Below are 16,239 nucleotides of genomic sequence, written 5' to 3'. Positions count from 1 at the left end.
AGCAGTAAATGGGGCAGAAGTCCGAGGGATAGGGAAATGAGCTTGCGGGTATCGAGAGGGTTCTAGGTCAAAGGTTTGCGATCGCCCTTTGTAGGAATCATTCGCTGATCTTTCACAGGCAAAAACTCGTCAGTATAAATATCTGCGGCGGTTGGTTTGCCTTTCAGCTTGAACCCCACCACAGTTTGTTCAATAGATTTCTCTAAGCGTTTCGTATCTACAGAACCCAAGCCCAATTTTTCGGCTTCTGGCGTAACAAACAGCCGCTCCAGTGCAATCTGCATCCTAACTTTCTCAGCCTCACGGTTCATCAGCTTGCTTTGATCTGCTGCCAATACCGCATCTAATCCTGCTGTCGGATCTTTCAAGACATCTTGTAGCCCTTTAATGTAAGCGGCTGTAAATGCTTTGACAACATCAGGATTTTGCTTGGCGTAGGCACCTTTAACCAAAATGGCATTGCCGTAAAAATCAAGCCCATTTTCGTTGTAATAAAACACGTTGATGTCCTCCATCTTTTTACCGCCTTTCAGCAAAGCAGGTAGTGCAGAGGTGGAAAATCCGCTAATTGCATCCACTTGACCCTGTAGCAAGAAGGTTTCTCGCAGTTTTGGCTCCATGGTTGTCCATTCCACCGAAGCGGGATCAACACCCACTTCTTTTGCAAACAGTGGAAATAATTTCCGAGGTCCATCACCCGCCGGGGCACCTAACTTTTTACCCACCAGATCTTTGGGAGAGGTAATGCCTTTCTCTTTAAGCGAAAGAATGGAGAAAGGTGCGCCGTTTTGCGTGATGGCAACCGCGATGATTTTATCGCCAGGGTTTTTTTCATTAAAGTCGAGGGCGTTATACATGTCGCTAAAAGCGAGATCAAACTTACCAGTGCCCAGTTTACTGATCGTATCTGAGTTGCCAAAACCGCGCTCGTAATTGACATTCAAGCCCTGTTCGGCAAAGTAGCCTTTGTTAATCGCAACAATTAAAGGAGCGTCAATACTTTGCATTAAAAAGGCAAGTTGAACGCGCACTTCTTTCAAATTCTTGGCATTGGTGTTTGCTGCTGGGCTGGCTGTGGGAGATGTTCCACTGGTGCTGGTGGTTGCTGATGGAGAAGCGCAGCCTGAAAATAGGGCGATCGCTGCCATCACTAGTAATAATTTAGAAAAATGTTTAGAACTCATTCGTTTCACAGTGCTTCTCCGACTTGATTTATAGTTCTTATCAATGAATCGTGGCTTGGAAATTGCGATCGCTAAGTCACACCTAACCCATAAAATGCTGCCAGCGCTATCAGCAATCTATAGGCAACTTGTATTCTGTATACATTTAAGATGGGATTTGCTTTATTGAAGTTTAGTCGCTCAATTGCTTCTGTACAGTTAGATACAAAGAGCAGATAGAAACGCACAATTGCGCTGCTACAAGCTTCTGGTTAAAGCTGGGACTGTAATTAAGTTGGAGGGACAATTGGCGTGAAAGCTAATAAAAAAAGGCTTGAATCCCTTGCCACAGTCTTGTTTAGAATAATTTTTACTTTTTTTACTTTTTACTTTTAAAGTTACGGCTATGCTGCACCCACGAAAAGTGGTTCAACCAAATGGATGATCTTAAACTGAGCATCTTATAGATATACTGTATACAGAAAAGCAGTCTATTTTGATTATTAGGAACTTTGCAACGGTGGCTCTTTCCTCGCGTCCGCTTCAACGTAACCAGTCCTTACATGAGCAAACCTATCAGGCTTTGCGGAACGCTATTTTATCAGGAGATTTGGTAGCAGGGTCGCGGCTGGTTGAAACGCAGCTTGCAGAGATGTTAGAAGTGAGCAGAACTCCGGTTCGTGAATCGATTCGGCAATTGCAACGAGAAAATTTGATTACCACGGATGCAACGGGAGCGGTTCGAGTTGCCATGCTCTCGGTGGTGGATGCCATGCAGCTTTATGACTGCCGGATTGCATTAGAACAACTATCTGTATCAGAAGCCTGTCGCAATGTTACAAGTGAACAGCTTAAAAAACTCGATCAAGCGATAGTCCAGGCAGAAAAAGCTTTCGGACAACAGCCAAACCAATTAACTAATTTTCAATTGCTACATATGGATTACCAATTCCATCGGTTGCTAGCAGAAAGTTCTGAAAATGCTTGGCTGGTGCAAATTCTAGATCAGGTGTTTGACAAAATGGCATTGCTGCGCTTGCGTACCATGCAGCACAATCCGGGAGTATTAGAAATTCGGGGCGAACATCGCCGCATTTATGAAGCAGTGCGCGATCGCAATCCCATTGCCGCGACCCAAGCCATTCAATATCATTTGATTTCGAGCAAGGAACGAGTGATTCAGGAAATCAAAGCCCTAGATCCGCGATCGCTTGGTTCAACGGATTCGAGTTAGTCAATAGTTTCGACTAGACAAGCATTAACCATCCCCCTAGCTGTAAGAACCGCTCTTTAAAGCTTCAAAATTTTTACTTTTAAGGAAATCCAATGACAACCAACGTTGCTATTACCAAGCGTATTTTTATCTGTGGCTCTGCCCTACGCGGACAGCCCGATCATAAAAATCTGCAATCCGCCCAATTCATTAAAGAAACAGCAACTCAGCCACGCTATCGGCTTCATGCTGCGGGTGATGGCTGGCATCCTGCTATTTATGAGGTGGCAACAGGTGGCATTTCCATTCCGGGCGAAGTGTATGAAATAACGCTGGACGAGTTTAATCAACTGGCGGCATCCGAACCACCTAACATGTATCCTAGCGATGTTGTGCTACAAGACGGTGAAGTTTTGACAGCCTTTCTCTATCCCCAAGAACTCATTGAGCAACACAACTGGATCGACATTTCTCACCTCGGCGGCTGGGCTGCCTATAAAGCGCAATCCCAAACCGTAAGGGCGTAGAAGTTTTGAGTTTTGAGTTCTAAGTTTTGAGTTTTGAGTTCTAAGTTGTTGGGGCAGGTTTATCCGAGATTTAACGATTCTGCCAGCCAATCAACTACAAAACCTGCCTTGACAGGTGTCTTGTGTGCTAGAAACCACCTGAGTTATTCGCCCTTCGTTACTCTATGCTATGCCTTACTCGATCGCCGATCTAAACCAAATGAGCCAGTCAGAGTTTGTGGCAGCACTGGGGGCGGTATTTGAAGAGACTCCCGCAATCGCCCAAAAAACCTGGGATCATCGTCCATTTGCGGATCAAGGCGATCTCCAGCAGAAGATGGTTAGGGTTGTAAACGAACTGGGGAAAGCTGAACAACTCTTGCTGATTCAAGCGCATCCAAATTTGGGCAGCAAGGCAAAAATGGCAGAGGCTTCAGTGGAAGAACAGGCGGTCGTTGGACTTGATTGCTTGACTGCTCAAGAATACGATCGGTTTCAGCAGCTTAACCAGGCTTACAAAGATCAATTTGGCTTTCCGTTTATCATTGCGGTTAAAAATCACACCAAAGCCAGTATCCTGCAAGCATTTGAGCAACGTTTAAAAAATGATGCCCAAGCAGAACGTCAGCAAGCGCTATCAGAAATCCTAGACATCGCTCGTTTTCGTTTGCATACTTTGATTCACTAAATTCAATTCACTAAGCAGTTTCCTAGTATGCGGCAATACAGAACTTGCTGCTCATCTCCTTTTTAATAGATAAAAAATCAAAGCTGTATACAGAATACAGTTTTGCAAATTACAGTCTGGTGTGAGAGGAGTTATGGTGACAAGAAATGTTAAATGGCAGGTATTGCCAGCGGTTCCAATTGCCACTTGGCTGATGGTATTGAGTAGTGCCGGGGCGATCGCAGTTGAGCCTGACGCAAAAATCGTGAGTTCGATCAATCCGAGCGATTCCATGCAGATATCGCCCACAGATAGCATGGAACAAGTGCGATTTGGGACACCGATCGCACCCCTAGACGAAGCCTCAGCCAACCCAGCAACGGGAATGCTTCAGGTAACATCTGTCTCCCAGTTGACGGATGTAAGACCCACCGATTGGGCATTTCAAGCATTGCAGTCCTTGGTCGAGCGCTATGGTTGCATTGTGGGCTATCCCGATAAAACCTTTCGTGGCAACCGTGCTTTGACTCGGTTTGAATTTGCCGCCGGTTTAAATGCCTGTCTCGATAAAATCCAAGAATTGATCGCCGCTGCCACATCAGATTTTGTCAAAAAAGAAGACTTAGAGGTTGTGAAGAAACTGCAAGAAGAATTTGCGGTTGAACTAGCAGCCTTGCGCGGTCGGGTAGAAGCCTTGGAAGTGCGAACTGCAACCCTGGAAAAACAGCAGTTTTCCACTACTACCCGTCTTAACGGCGATGTCTGGTTTAACTTAACGGCGGCAGGGGCGGGACGAGATGTGCTGGCAGAGCGATCGCTGGCAAATCCAAACAACGTTAACGCCCCCCCAACCCGGATCAACGGTCGCCCCTCACGTAGTTTGCGAGATGCCCCCCAAACCACATTTGGGTTCTACACCTTTCTGACCCTAAACACCTCGTTTACGGGCAAAGATCAGCTAGTCACCCAACTGGTTTCAGGGAACGGCTTTTCTCCAGCAAACCAGTATGTCTCTGCTGGGTATTTCAACTCTTGGGGCACCCCCTTCCTCGATCAAACGGGGGTTCCTAGCTCAGGCAGCGTGGCTATCCGCGAATTGTCCTACACCTTCCCCGTGGGCGATAAACTACGGATTGCCGTTGGTCCTCGCTTAAATTACTACAAGTATTTTGATGGCACTCGCTTTACCTTTTTCCTCACTGGGGCAACTAGCTTCAACTCCAACGGCAGCACTTTGCTCAACGCGATCGATCGCGGTTCCGGTGCAGTCATCATCTACACGTTCAATCCTCAGTTCAAGTTCACGGCTGCCTATCTGGCAGAAAATACGGAGTTTCTCAACGCCTCTATCAACCAAAATGTGGCGTTCAACACATCCAGCAACCCAGCAGAAGGGTTATTTGGAGGAACCAACACGATTTCAACCCAACTCGATTTCACCCCGACTCGTAACTTTACGCTACGGTTGATCTATGCCCGGACTAATCTCAGACCTTATAACGGCTTCATTGGGGGTGCGGCTGGAGAACCTTTGCCTTATGGGTTGGCAGATGATGGGTTTGGCGGAAGACTGCGGGATTCCACTGCCAATGCGTTTTCGGCAAACTTTGATTGGCTAGTGACCAGAAATTTTGGGCTGTTTGGGCGCTATTCCTACGGCATTACCAACATCAATCCTAGAAACCTGAATCGGTCTGGAGGAGATGTGAGAGTGCAATCGTTCCAGGTGGGTTTGGGCTTTCCAGATTTGCTGAAAAAAGGAGCCTTGGGTATTCTGTCGTTTGTGGTGCCACAAGATTACAAGGCAGGAACTCGATTTTTGCTGTCTGGGGCTGGGGATGGTGGCATTCAGTATGAAATTGAAGCCTCTTATTACTATCCTTTGACCGATAACTTAGCGTTGGTGCCTGCTTTTTACGCCATCGTCAATCCTAATAACTTTGATGCGAATCCCACAGTTTTTGTGGGGAATTTGCGCGCTCAGTTCAAATTCTAGAGAGATGTGATGCCTTCGCCTCAGCGGTATCTTGCTTACCCCCATCTCCCCAAGCGTCAGAGGATGAACGTTCAACTTTTTTCTTTGACAGGCTGCTTGATTAACTCACTTTGTATAAATGGAGATATGTATGATTGCAACGATGCCGCTGGTGGTGAATGGCGATCGCCTCAACCAAAGTATTGATGAATTAGCCGCTATCGGCAAACTCGAAAATGGTGGCGTTTGCCGAATTGCCTTTACCACCGAAGACTTACTCGCCCGTCGATTAATTCAGTCCTGGATGATTGAGGCTGGCATGACCGTTCAGATTGATGCGGCTGGCAATATGATAGGTTGCTATGCCGGAACACGCTCAGGGGCAGCAGCCCTAGCAACGGGTTCTCACATTGACACGGTGCCCGTAGGGGGGCGATACGATGGCTGCTTGGGCGTACTCGCCGGACTGGAAGTGGTGCGAACGCTCAACGAAAATAAAATTCGTTTGAACCACCCGATTGAAGTGATTGTGTTCACCGATGAAGAGCGCTCGGTGATTGGCTCTAAAACGATGGCAGGAGAAATTAAGGAAGCACCAGAACACTACTGTCGTTTAGATGGCACTCCGATCCAGCCTTGTTTAGACAAAGTAGGCGGAAACTGGGATCAAATTGCTCAGGCAAAACGCGATCGCGCTGATATTGCTGCGTTTATGGAGCTTCATGTCGAACAGGGCGGCGTGTTGGAACATCGAGATGTTCCCCTAGGCGTAGTCACTGGCGTAGTCGGGCAGTATCGGTTTGCTGTGGATGTGGTGGGTTGCCCCAATCATGCTGGCACCACGCCAATGCACATGCGGAAAGATGCCCTATTTGCCGCCGCGCAAATGGTGGTTGCGATCAACAAAATTGCCGTGGACACTCCAGGGGATCAGGTGGCAACGGTTGGGTTTATGAACGTTTATCCCAATGCGACCAATACGATTCCGGGTAAGGTCGATTTTCGGATTGATCTACGCGATTTGTCTCAGCAAAATTTGGAGTTTTTGAAGGGAAAGATTGAGGCGCAAATGCGAGCGATCGCGGCTGAAACCGGCACGGAAATCACTATGCGTCAAACCCTGCACATTTTGCCGACGCTGGCTGCATCCCACATCATGGACGTGATTGAAGAAGTCTGCCAGGAAATGCACTTGGGCTACACGCATCTACCCAGCCGCGCCGGACACGATGCTCAAGAAATTGGACGCATTACCGATATGGGCATGATTTTTGTTCCCAGTCGCGCCGGGATCAGCCATTCTGAAGACGAATACACCACTCCTGAAGAATGCACCCAAGGCGCAAATGTTTTACTGAAAACCTTTTTGAAACTCGATCGCCTCTATGACTAAAGACAGAATGGCGAGTGGCGAACTCAAAACTCCTCCCCTATCCTTTTAAGGCTGCTAGGATCACACCCAAAAATTTGTCTGCCCTAGGATTCGCGACAAGGTTGGCATAGCGCATAGCGACTTGGCGTAGATTTTTGTGATCGGCAAACCAGGTGGGCGTAGGGAAAATCCAAAAAGGGGCGCGCAGCACGGTTTTTTGGGGATGGTCAAATAGGTAAGAGTTATGCACTATGCCCCGTCCAGAGCGGATGTCTTCTAGAGGATTGCCGGGAAATGCGCCCCACGTTGCCCCGGCTAACATAAACATCATGCCTGTCCAGGCATTGATCCCGATCACGCCGTATTGTAAGTGGGCGATCGCTTTATCTAGCTCTGGCTTGCATTGTCGTTGAGTTTTTGGATCAATCAACACCACACAGGATAAACTGCCCCAAACTGATTCATTCACAAACGGGATGGCTTTTGTCAAAAAATCTTTGACATCCGTAGCTTCTAAAGTGACTTCTGCTAATACGCCGCAAAAAGCTTCGGTTTGTAAGGCATATTCATTAAGGTTTGGTGGCACATTGGGAATTACTGTCCAGGGGATGCTGTCGTCTGTGTGAGTTCCCAGGGCGATCGCTTGGGGATAGTGATCCAAAAATGCTTGATAACGATCGCGGGCACCGGGATAGTAAGCTTTTCGTGGTGGAATAGTGGCGAGTGCCTGATGCAACTGGTGTAAAAACTCGTCTCGTTGCTGCCAGCCGCTCGACGTGATCACGACTTTTGCTGCAACACAGTTAAAGCTGGCATTATGGGCAACCATGCTAGCAACGTGGCGGGCTTGGAAGGCAATATCCCCTGCCGACCAAGTTCCCGGCACAATCAAAATGGGCGTGACGCAGCCCAACTCGGAGGTAATGGGTTTAGTAAGCACAGGATTGTGAGCCGCTTTGCGCTGCTGTTGTTCCTCCAATGTGCTACCCCAGACGATCGCGTCGTGGGTATGGTGTGATCCGGTAATGTGGATGGTTTCAATCTGCGGATGTTGACACAAGTAGCGTCCCAAGTCCGCATCGCCATAGACAATCGCCAAAAAGCCAGCTTGGATCAATGGCTGCAAGGCTTTTTCTAAAAATTCACCCCCATAAGCATTCACCGGGTTCATCTTCAGTAGAACCACTTGATTCTCAGCAAATAGTTTATATAAACTATCCAATGCCGCGATCGCCGCAACATTTCCCGCTCCTAGCACCAGCGATACCTTCCCTTGCTGAAGATTTTGCCGATAAATTTTTCCTTGGGTAGCAGGCTGCTCCGGTTCGATCCAGACTTCCCCTTGAAAACCTAGCCACAGCAATTGATCTAGCAAATTATCGGGAAATACCTGAGCCACCCATTGACCATTAGAACGACGGGCGATCGCGGATGGCTTGAGTTGTCCGCCAGCCTCTAGAGTTTTGATTAGCCCTTGCAAGGTGAGCAAGGTGGCTACAGGTCCAGTTAGCCAGTCTTCTCCTGCCAAAGATGAATTGGGATCAATGCCCTTAGCGATATTTGCCGCGATCGCCCAAGGTTCCGCCACTGCCATCACGCCAGTCACACAGCCACGCAGGTAGACGATCCGGTCTGCGATCGACGTTTGCACCCAGTCCTGTTTGCGGCTGACTAATGCGGCGATTGCTCGATTTACCCGCTCTTGAGGCGTTGTAAAAGGCATAATAAAAGTCGAAGGGCGATCAGGGCAAAACATCAAACTATTTCTCTTGGGCACCCATCGCAGACCCAGTTCATCTACTTTCTCTGCAAAAAACAGGGATTCAAAGAAAAACGCGGTATTCTTTACCCGTAGTGATTTAGATCACTGAGCATTCCGACTTCAATCACTCATTCAGTTAAGCAGTTAGAAGACAATGGGTACGTGGAGTTCTGTAGATAATCATGAACCATATCAGCATGATCCGAAAGTTGGTTGAAGAAGCCCTTCATATCAAAAGGCTAACTTGTAACATCGAAAATGAAATTAACTATGAGCTAACTCGACTAGGACATATTTCAGATTCGGATTTTGAAGCACTTGAATTGCTGATGGCAGAAATGGATGCTGGACGAATTGCACTCGTGCCCAGCCCCTAGACACAAGTATTTATAGTTTAAGGGCATCGCTGTCAGGGTTTTAGCGCTCAAGGCAGGATAGCCTGCCCCAAATGTCCATTACTAAAGATGAAAATCAAACCTTAAACTTTTCAGTAATGCGTTGCATTGCCTTTTTGACATTCTCACGGCTATTAAATGCAGACACTCTAAAATATCCTTCACCTGCGGCACCAAAACCAGAGCCGGGTGTACCGACTACGTTAACGGTATTCAAAAGTTTATCAAAGAAATCCCAGCTAGAAATCTCGTGGGGCGTTTTCACCCACACGTAAGGTGCATTGATGCCCCCATAGACTTGAATGCCTGCGGCGGTTAACTGTTCGCGAATAATTTGGGCATTCTCCATGTAAAAGCGAACTAGTGCTTGAACTTGAGTTTGTCCAGTGGGCGAATAAACGGCTTCTGCGCCTCGTTGTACAACGTAAGATACTCCATTAAATTTGGTAGATTGGCGGCGGTTCCACAATTGCCACAGGGATACATCTGAACCATCGGCGGCTTTGCCCATCAGAGTTTTGGGAACGACGGTCAAAGCGCAACGAGTGCCCGTGAAGCCAGCATTTTTAGAAAAAGAACGGAATTCGATCGCGCACTCTCTTGCTCCTTCAATTTCATAAATGGAGTGCGGCAGATCTGGATCGGTAATAAACGCTTCGTAGGCGGCATCGAAGAAAATAATGGAGCCGTGGGATCTAGCGTAGCTAACCCAAGCTTGTAAATGTTCTCGTGTGGCAGTGGCTCCAGTGGGGTTGTTGGGAAAGCAAAGATAAATTAAATCCACTTTTTTAGTAGGGATGCTGGCGGTAAAGTCGTTCTCAGCCGAAATCGGCAAATAGACTAAGCCACCATATTCGCCGCGATCGTTGGCATCGCCCGTGTGTCCTGCCATGACGTTGGTATCAACATAAACCGGGTAGACGGGATCGGTGACGGCGATCGTGTTGGTGCTGCCAAAAATGTCGAGAATGTTGCCGCAGTCGCACTTAGAGCCATCGGAGATAAAGATTTCTGAGGCATCGATGTTGCAGCCCCGCGCTTGAAAGTCAAACTGAGCAATCTTTTCTCGTAGCCATCCATAGCCTTGTTCGGGACCGTAGCCTTTGAACCCATCGCGATCGCCCATTTCTTCCACTGCCTGGATCATGGCACTGCGGCAGGCTTCCGGTAAGGGTTCGGTGACATCACCAATGCCCAACCGGATCACCTTCGCTTCTGGATTCGCTTCGACAAAGGCATTCACTCGTCGCGCAATTTCTGGAAACAGGTAGCCCGCTTTGAGCTTTAAATAATTATCGTTAATCGTTGCCATAGGATTGCTAAAACTTAGTACAGTGCTGCTCGTTCTATTATTCCGAAAAATGGGTCAAAAAGCAGCCAGAATGAAATAACGCAGGCGGCACGGGGGGAGAAAGAATGACGCAGCGGGAGGCGGAATTTGCGAATCAAGAGGATGACAGGGCGATCGCGGCGTTGCTAGAGGCAGCATTGCAAGATCCACAGATTCAGGTAAAAGTGCAACAACGACAAACCTGCGTGCGAGTGTTATTGGAGGGAGACTATTTGCCGGAGCCAGCGACCGCGATCGCCGCCATTCGCCAAACGCTGGAACGCCATTACCCTAACGGCATCACGCAGATAGAAATCTATGCCCGGTATTTAGGAGCGACTCAACTTGCATGGCGCAAAACGCTAACTCTGCCAGTAGTGGATCGACTTGCTACTGAAGAGGTCTTTCAGGTTGAGGAAATCCCCCCTCAGACAAGTGTTCCTGTGGCAACTTTACCAGAGCGATCGCGCCGTTTAAGTCCCAAAAAGATTGGTTCCGCTGGCTGGGGCGCATTGGGCACGGGTTTAGTTTTAGCCATTCTCCTCGTGATTATTAACCCATTGAAACTGCTATTCGCTGGCTTTTTGGTGATGGTACATGAAGTGGGTCATGCTGTTACCCATTGGCTATTTGGGCGTCCCGCCTTACCCACCGTCAACTTGCTCTATGGGGGCGGTATTACGCTGGTGTTTGAGCAGTCGCTTGTGGTGATTGGGCTGGTTTATCTTGGCTTCGCGGTGCTTGCCTATGGGTGCCGTGCCTATCCAAAACTGCTGGGTGGATTGGCAGGACTCACAATTTTATATACTTTCTGTCTACGCACCTCCACTAACACAATGCTCTCAACCTTTATGGGGCACGGCATGGAGTTGGTAGCGATCGCCCTTTGCCTATATTTTTCCGCTAGTGGCTATGTCTGTCGCGTGGTTGGCGATCGCTCTATCTACGCAATGCTGGGCTTCTTTACCTGGTTTTATGACCTGCAATTTTCCTGGAAGTTGATCCACGACGAAGATTTTCGAGCCTTTTATGAAGGCGGCATCGGCGGGGTGCTAGACAATGATTTTGTGATTTTGGCAACCGAATATTTTCAAACCGATTTAGCCGCGATCGCCCAATGGTTCTTAATGGCTTGCCTTATAGCGCCAGTCGTTGCGTTTCTCGTGCTGCGATATGAATCTTGGCTGAAACGGGGACTACATGCCTTACTCCAGCATCCTGCTTCCTGATCCCTACATCCGATTGGGAGCCGCCAAGTTGCGAAACTGGGTAAACTGGGACTCAAACAGTAGTTTTACCGTTCCGGTTGGACCATTCCGATGTTTGGAGATAATCACCTCGGCAATGCCGCGATCGGGGGTGTCTGGATTATAGTATTCGTCGCGGTAGAGCATCATAATTAGGTCTGCGTCCTGTTCGATCGCGCCCGATTCCCTCAAATCACTCATCATTGGGCGCTTGTTCGTGCGGGCTTCCACGCCCCGACTTAACTGAGACAGGGCAATCACCGGGACACTCAATTCTCGCGCCAATGCCTTCAGCGATCGCGTGATTTTTGACAATTCCTGCACCCGGTTGTCACTGCCCCCATCCATCAACTGCAAATAGTCCAGCACAATCAGCCCTAATGCGCCGCCTTGCTCCGCTTGGAGCCGACGCGCCTTTGAGCGAATTTCTGTAACGCTAATGTTTGGCGTGTCATCAATAAAAATCGGCACTTGCGACAGGGAACTAATCGCATGTCCCAAAGGCTCCCATTCCTGTTGGCTGACCCGTCCCGATCGCAGGCGACCACTCTCAATCCGCACTTCGCTTGCCAATAGCCGCTGCACCAGTTGTTCTTTCGACATTTCCAAACTATAGATTGCGACAGGCAACTTATGAAACGCCGCAATATTCCGGGCAATATTCATTACGAAGCTGGTTTTTCCCATTGAGGGTCTGCCTGCCACGATGATCAAATCAGATCGCTGAAATCCTTGGGTCATGGCATCAAGATCATAGTAGCCGCAGGACAAGCCGGGTAACACCATCCCCAGCGATCGGCTTTCGATGTCGGTAAAGGTGCTAGTTAAAATGTCTGCGGTTGCCGTTAAACCTGCTTGGGGGCGATCTTGAGTGATACTAAAAACTTTCTGCTCAGATTGGTCTAAAACTTGGGGTAAATCTTGAGAAGTATCATAGCCCAACTGGGAGATTTCGCCCCCAATCTGAATCAGCTTACGCCGCATGTACTTATCTACTATCAGAGCCGCGTACTGATCAATATTGACGGCGCTGACGGTTCGATCAATCAACTGAATTAGCTTATTTTGTCCGCCTACTTTTTCTAGGAGATTGCGATCGCGTAACCATGCCGAAACACTCATCAAATCGGTTGCCATGCCTTTGCTTTGCAGCGCTAGCGTTGCCCGAAAAATTTCTTGATGAGCGGTCAGGTAAAATGCCTCTGGACGAATTAAATCAGTAACTCGACCCAAGGCTTCAGGATCAAGAAAAATTCCCCCCAAAATAGCTTCTTCAGCATCAATATTTTGAGGCGGAATGCGATCGTTAAACGTCTGAAAGCTTAATTCCTGAACCATCACGAGTCGCCTAAAAGAGGATAATCACCGTATTGACTGAGCCAAGCATCCCTAACAGGATTCAGCCCCATTACTATACCGTCGGATTACAGAAGTTCCAACTACATTTAGAGTTTATAGCCAATCTTTAGAATACTTAAACGCTACCTATGGAGAAAGTTGAATCTATTAGCGAAGACTACTGACAGATCTAAATAAACCTCCTTTTTCAATACTTATGTACTATTCTATAGGACTTGAGAGTGAGCGTAAAGGGTCGCTTTAAAAGTACTTAAACGCTACCAGTGAACTCAATAATCAAAAACAGGGCTGAGCTATTGCCCAACCCTGTTTTTGATTAATCTCCAATAAAGGTGAGATCGCCTAAGCAGGCACCACTTGAATCTCGATTGTGGCTGAAACTTCAGGATGAAGCTTAATTTCGGCGGTGTAAGCTCCTAGCTGATGCACCTCAGGCAGCGTAATTGTGCGGCGATCGACCTCTTGTTTGGTCAACGCTAAAATTGCATCCGCCACTTCTTGAGTGGTAACAGTTCCAAAAATTGCATCATTCTCACCCACTTGCTTGGCAATGCTAATGGTTTGTACTGCCTCAATTGATTTCTTAATCAATTCAGACTGCTGCTTCAATTCGGCAAGGCGCAAGCGTTCATGCTCTTTGCGACGCTCTACTTGCTTTAAGACCCCAGGACTTGTGTGAACTGCCAAACCTAAAGGCAACAGATAGTTTCGAGCATAGCCAGGAGCAACTTCTACTAAGTCGCCAGACCGACCGAGCTTACTAACATCTTTATTGAGAACCAGTTGGACACGCTTTGCCATAATCACACGAACCATCAACGACTAAGAGACTAATAAAGACTGGCTGTTTCAATAAATTGAATAGGCAACAGACTAATGGGCAGTGAGGGACTCGAACCCGCGACATCCTGCTTGTAAGGCAGGCGCTCTACCAACTGAGCTAACCGCCCAATTGTGCTAATTGAAGCACGGAAGGTAATTATAACAGAAGTCTGTTGTTACTACTAGGGTTCTTTCAAAACAGCGGGTTCTTTCAAAACAGCAATCATCCAACGGGCATTGCTTTCACCGCTTGGCTGTACGATCATTAAGTTACTAAGCAAGTCCAACCTACTTTCTGGCAATTTTTCTTCACATAAACAAATAGGAATCCTCTGGATAGATAATCTCTATTATGCAAATTTATAGAATTCAAAATATAGGTAACCTATGGCACAACGCTATGTCCGCGTTCAAATAGAAGACGGGCAAATTCATTACGGACTGCTAAAGGTTGATCGTCAAGTTCGCACTTTAGATGCGCCCCCTTGGTTAGAAGGACAACCCACTGACTTAGAACTAGCTCCAGACAGCTATCAGACTCTTGCGCCCTGCTATCCATCCAAGATAATCGCCGTTGGAAAAAATTATGCAAACCATGCCGCAGAAATGGGAACGCCTGTCCCGCAAGAGCCACTCTTGTTTCTGAAGCCACCGACCTCTGTGATCGCGTCGGAAGCAGCAATTCAGTATCCCTTGCAAACGGAGCGGGTAGATTATGAAGGAGAGTTGGCGCTAATTATTGGCGATCGCTGCTTTAACTGCACCCCCGAAGAAGCACATACCAAAATATGGGGCTACACCATTGCCAATGATGTAACTGCACGAGATTTGCAAAAAAGAGATGGGCAGTGGACTCGCGCTAAAGGCTTTGATACGTTTTGTCCATTAGGTCCGTGGATTGTGCGCGAACTCAACCCCAGCGCCCGTCTGCAAACCTTTCTGAACGACGACCCCAATCCCGTTCAGTCTACCCAAATTGATGAAATGGTATTCTCGCCTGATATGTTGGTGGCTTACATCAGTCAGGTGATGACGCTGCTGCCCGGAGATGTAGTGCTGACGGGCACCCCCGAAGGAGTGGGAGCAATGCAAGTTGGCGATCGCGTACGGGTGGCGATCGAAGGCATCGGTCACTTGGATAATTTCGTCATTGCGAGAGAAGTTCCGATCGCCAAGGACACTGAAACTCTTTAGTAGCGAACCTGACTATAGGCTGCTTCCGAAACGACTGGAATTTCTCCGTAACGTCCTCTAACTGCAAAAACAATCGAATAAATTGAAGAAGCCATAACACCAATAAAAATCATGCTAAAAATCGTTGAAGTTAGCAAAGTAAATGGTGAGTTGATACCTAGTAAATCACCGGTAGAAAGCCCCAATAAACTGAACAAAATTCCTACAAGTGAAGCAGTAATCCCAATTAATAATGCCTGCATTGTGTTGAAACGAATAAAGCCGTTGATCTTATCGTTCCTAACGACCAAAACGTAAAGAGCGAAGAAAATTATCATGCTGGCATATCTTCCTGCCACCATGCCTAACAATCCATATACAAACGCAAAGGGAGCAAGCGGCAATAGCAATAACGCAATACTAGGAAATTGAGCTATTAAAAATATACCTAAACCAGCAGCTTCCACCATTGGGTAGGCATAAGGAAGAATGGCAAAAATCCGATCCTTAATTGAGACTGAGCCGCGCATGGTCATTACCCTTTTCTCCAGACTAATTATTAAATACTCACAATATTGCCAAGAATAACGCAGGTACTCAAAGAATGGCTATTGCTTGGCTATCAGGTACTAGTTTGTGGGGTTGCCGCACCCAAATATTTTTCTAGATAGGGCGAAAATACTTCGTAAATCAAAGTAAGCGGCTGACCGTGATGCCAGAAGAGGTAGTGCCGCCCCCAGAAAGGTCCAGTTTGTCCAAACGCCTGTTCTAATTCGGCAGAGTGTCCATAATATACCCCCTGCACATCTCGATAGAGTTCAGTTCGCAATCGGGCGAGGCTTGCCCAAATAGGCAGCGATCGATTTTGCAAATATTCATCTACATGACTGGCTTCCCACCAAGAAGTGGCGTAGGCGAGACGCTGACCCGAAGCCGTTCGCAGCCATACTTGACGACGCAAGCGTGGACTAGGAAGCACCTGAATTTGCTTCGGTGCTCCATCCGATTCCATGCCGATCGCCGACATATCGATCACATCCACTTCAGTCGGTTCGCCCGTCAAAAGCTGAAGATGCCGAGTCGGAGAGCCATCCCCCAACATCAATATTTGCCACGCAGGCGCAAGCTGGTCGTGAGGCAAGCCTTGCTGAATATCTATCTCAGTCGCTTGCCAAAGTGGATTTAGGGAATACCAAGTTGGCAACAAGACGCTGTCTGGGGGAGTAATCGTGGCAGTCAATTTCTTTACACAACT

15 protein-coding genes and 1 tRNA gene are annotated in these 16,239 nt (G+C 47.6%); 8 read left to right on the top strand and 8 right to left on the bottom strand.

The window, feature by feature from the left end:
• Positions 1-62: 62 nt before the first annotated feature.
• Complete coding sequence (locus AB3R30_RS00590; protein WP_458647191.1) at positions 63-1,184, bottom strand: ABC transporter substrate-binding protein; 1,122 nt, start codon at positions 1,182-1,184, stop codon at positions 63-65.
• Positions 1,185-1,683: 499 nt separating this feature from the next.
• On the opposite strand from AB3R30_RS00590, the gene AB3R30_RS00585 reads away from it, so the two are divergent.
• From AB3R30_RS00585 to AB3R30_RS00565, 5 genes are all read left to right on the top strand, one after another.
• Complete coding sequence (locus AB3R30_RS00585; protein WP_458647190.1) at positions 1,684-2,397, top strand: GntR family transcriptional regulator; 714 nt, start codon at positions 1,684-1,686, stop codon at positions 2,395-2,397.
• A gap of 92 nt (positions 2,398-2,489) precedes the next feature.
• Positions 2,490-2,903 carry an allophanate hydrolase-related protein gene (locus tag AB3R30_RS00580; RefSeq protein ID WP_458647189.1) on the top strand — a complete coding sequence of 138 codons (414 nt, stop codon included), beginning with the start codon at positions 2,490-2,492 and terminating at the stop codon, positions 2,901-2,903.
• Positions 2,904-3,072: 169 nt separating this feature from the next.
• Positions 3,073-3,570, top strand: a complete 498-nt coding sequence (uraD, locus tag AB3R30_RS00575; protein WP_458647188.1) for a 2-oxo-4-hydroxy-4-carboxy-5-ureidoimidazoline decarboxylase — start codon at positions 3,073-3,075, stop codon at positions 3,568-3,570.
• 133 nt (positions 3,571-3,703) lie between these two features.
• Positions 3,704-5,545, top strand: coding sequence for an iron uptake porin (locus tag AB3R30_RS00570; protein WP_458647187.1), 1,842 nt, complete (start codon positions 3,704-3,706; stop codon positions 5,543-5,545).
• A 130-nt stretch (positions 5,546-5,675) separates the two neighbouring features.
• The gene (locus AB3R30_RS00565) at positions 5,676-6,917 is read left to right on the top strand and encodes an allantoate amidohydrolase (protein ID WP_458647186.1); all 1,242 of its coding nucleotides are present in this window, start codon (positions 5,676-5,678) and stop codon (positions 6,915-6,917) included.
• Positions 6,918-6,954: 37 nt separating this feature from the next.
• Here AB3R30_RS00565 and AB3R30_RS00560 read toward each other — a convergent pair whose 3' ends face one another.
• Positions 6,955-8,619: an aldehyde dehydrogenase family protein gene (locus AB3R30_RS00560; protein WP_458647185.1), complete on the bottom strand. Its 1,665-nt coding sequence runs from the start codon at positions 8,617-8,619 to the stop codon at positions 6,955-6,957.
• 221 nt (positions 8,620-8,840) lie between these two features.
• Here AB3R30_RS00560 and AB3R30_RS00555 point away from each other — a divergent pair, with 221 nt between their 5' ends.
• Positions 8,841-9,035 carry a hypothetical protein gene (locus AB3R30_RS00555; RefSeq protein ID WP_458647184.1) on the top strand — a complete coding sequence of 65 codons (195 nt, stop codon included), beginning with the start codon at positions 8,841-8,843 and terminating at the stop codon, positions 9,033-9,035.
• 94 nt (positions 9,036-9,129) lie between these two features.
• On the opposite strand, the gene AB3R30_RS00550 is transcribed toward AB3R30_RS00555, so the two are convergent.
• Positions 9,130-10,365: an LL-diaminopimelate aminotransferase gene (locus tag AB3R30_RS00550; RefSeq protein WP_458647183.1), complete on the bottom strand. Its 1,236-nt coding sequence runs from the start codon at positions 10,363-10,365 to the stop codon at positions 9,130-9,132.
• A gap of 104 nt (positions 10,366-10,469) precedes the next feature.
• On the opposite strand from AB3R30_RS00550, the gene AB3R30_RS00545 reads away from it, so the two are divergent.
• The gene (locus AB3R30_RS00545; RefSeq protein WP_458647182.1) at positions 10,470-11,612 is read left to right on the top strand and encodes a hypothetical protein; all 1,143 of its coding nucleotides are present in this window, start codon (positions 10,470-10,472) and stop codon (positions 11,610-11,612) included.
• A gap of 3 nt (positions 11,613-11,615) precedes the next feature.
• Here the strand turns inward: AB3R30_RS00545 and dnaB are convergent, their stop codons facing one another.
• The 3 genes from dnaB to AB3R30_RS00530 form a co-directional block, all read right to left on the bottom strand.
• Positions 11,616-12,968: a replicative DNA helicase gene (gene dnaB / locus AB3R30_RS00540; protein WP_458647181.1), complete on the bottom strand. Its 1,353-nt coding sequence runs from the start codon at positions 12,966-12,968 to the stop codon at positions 11,616-11,618.
• Positions 12,969-13,331: 363 nt separating this feature from the next.
• A complete protein-coding gene (gene rplI / locus AB3R30_RS00535; protein ID WP_458647180.1) occupies positions 13,332-13,805 on the bottom strand; it encodes a 50S ribosomal protein L9 in 474 nt (157 codons plus the stop codon).
• A gap of 61 nt (positions 13,806-13,866) precedes the next feature.
• Positions 13,867-13,939, bottom strand: a tRNA-Val gene (locus AB3R30_RS00530).
• A gap of 259 nt (positions 13,940-14,198) precedes the next feature.
• Between AB3R30_RS00530 and AB3R30_RS00525 the strand changes: the two genes are divergently transcribed.
• Entirely contained in the window at positions 14,199-15,005 is an 807-nt protein-coding gene (locus AB3R30_RS00525) for a fumarylacetoacetate hydrolase family protein (RefSeq protein ID WP_458647179.1), read from the top strand.
• Here AB3R30_RS00525 and AB3R30_RS00520 read toward each other — a convergent pair.
• On the bottom strand, positions 15,002-15,520 hold the full coding sequence (locus AB3R30_RS00520; protein WP_458647178.1) for a Tic20 family protein: 519 nt from the start codon (positions 15,518-15,520) through the stop codon (positions 15,002-15,004). The two genes, AB3R30_RS00525 and AB3R30_RS00520, sit on opposite strands and share 4 nt — an antisense overlap.
• An 86-nt stretch (positions 15,521-15,606) precedes the next feature.
• Positions 15,607-16,224, bottom strand: coding sequence for a chorismate lyase (locus tag AB3R30_RS00515; protein ID WP_458647177.1), 618 nt, complete (start codon positions 16,222-16,224; stop codon positions 15,607-15,609).
• Positions 16,225-16,239 lie beyond the last annotated feature (15 nt).

It is taken from the genome of Sivoneniella epilithica UHCC 1019 (assembly GCF_040830845.1).
In the GTDB taxonomy this organism is placed as follows: Bacteria; Cyanobacteriota; Cyanobacteriia; order Leptolyngbyales; family Leptolyngbyaceae; genus ULC077BIN1.
Note: the sequence above shows the minus strand (reverse complement) of the source record. Positions and strands in the feature narration are given on the sequence as shown.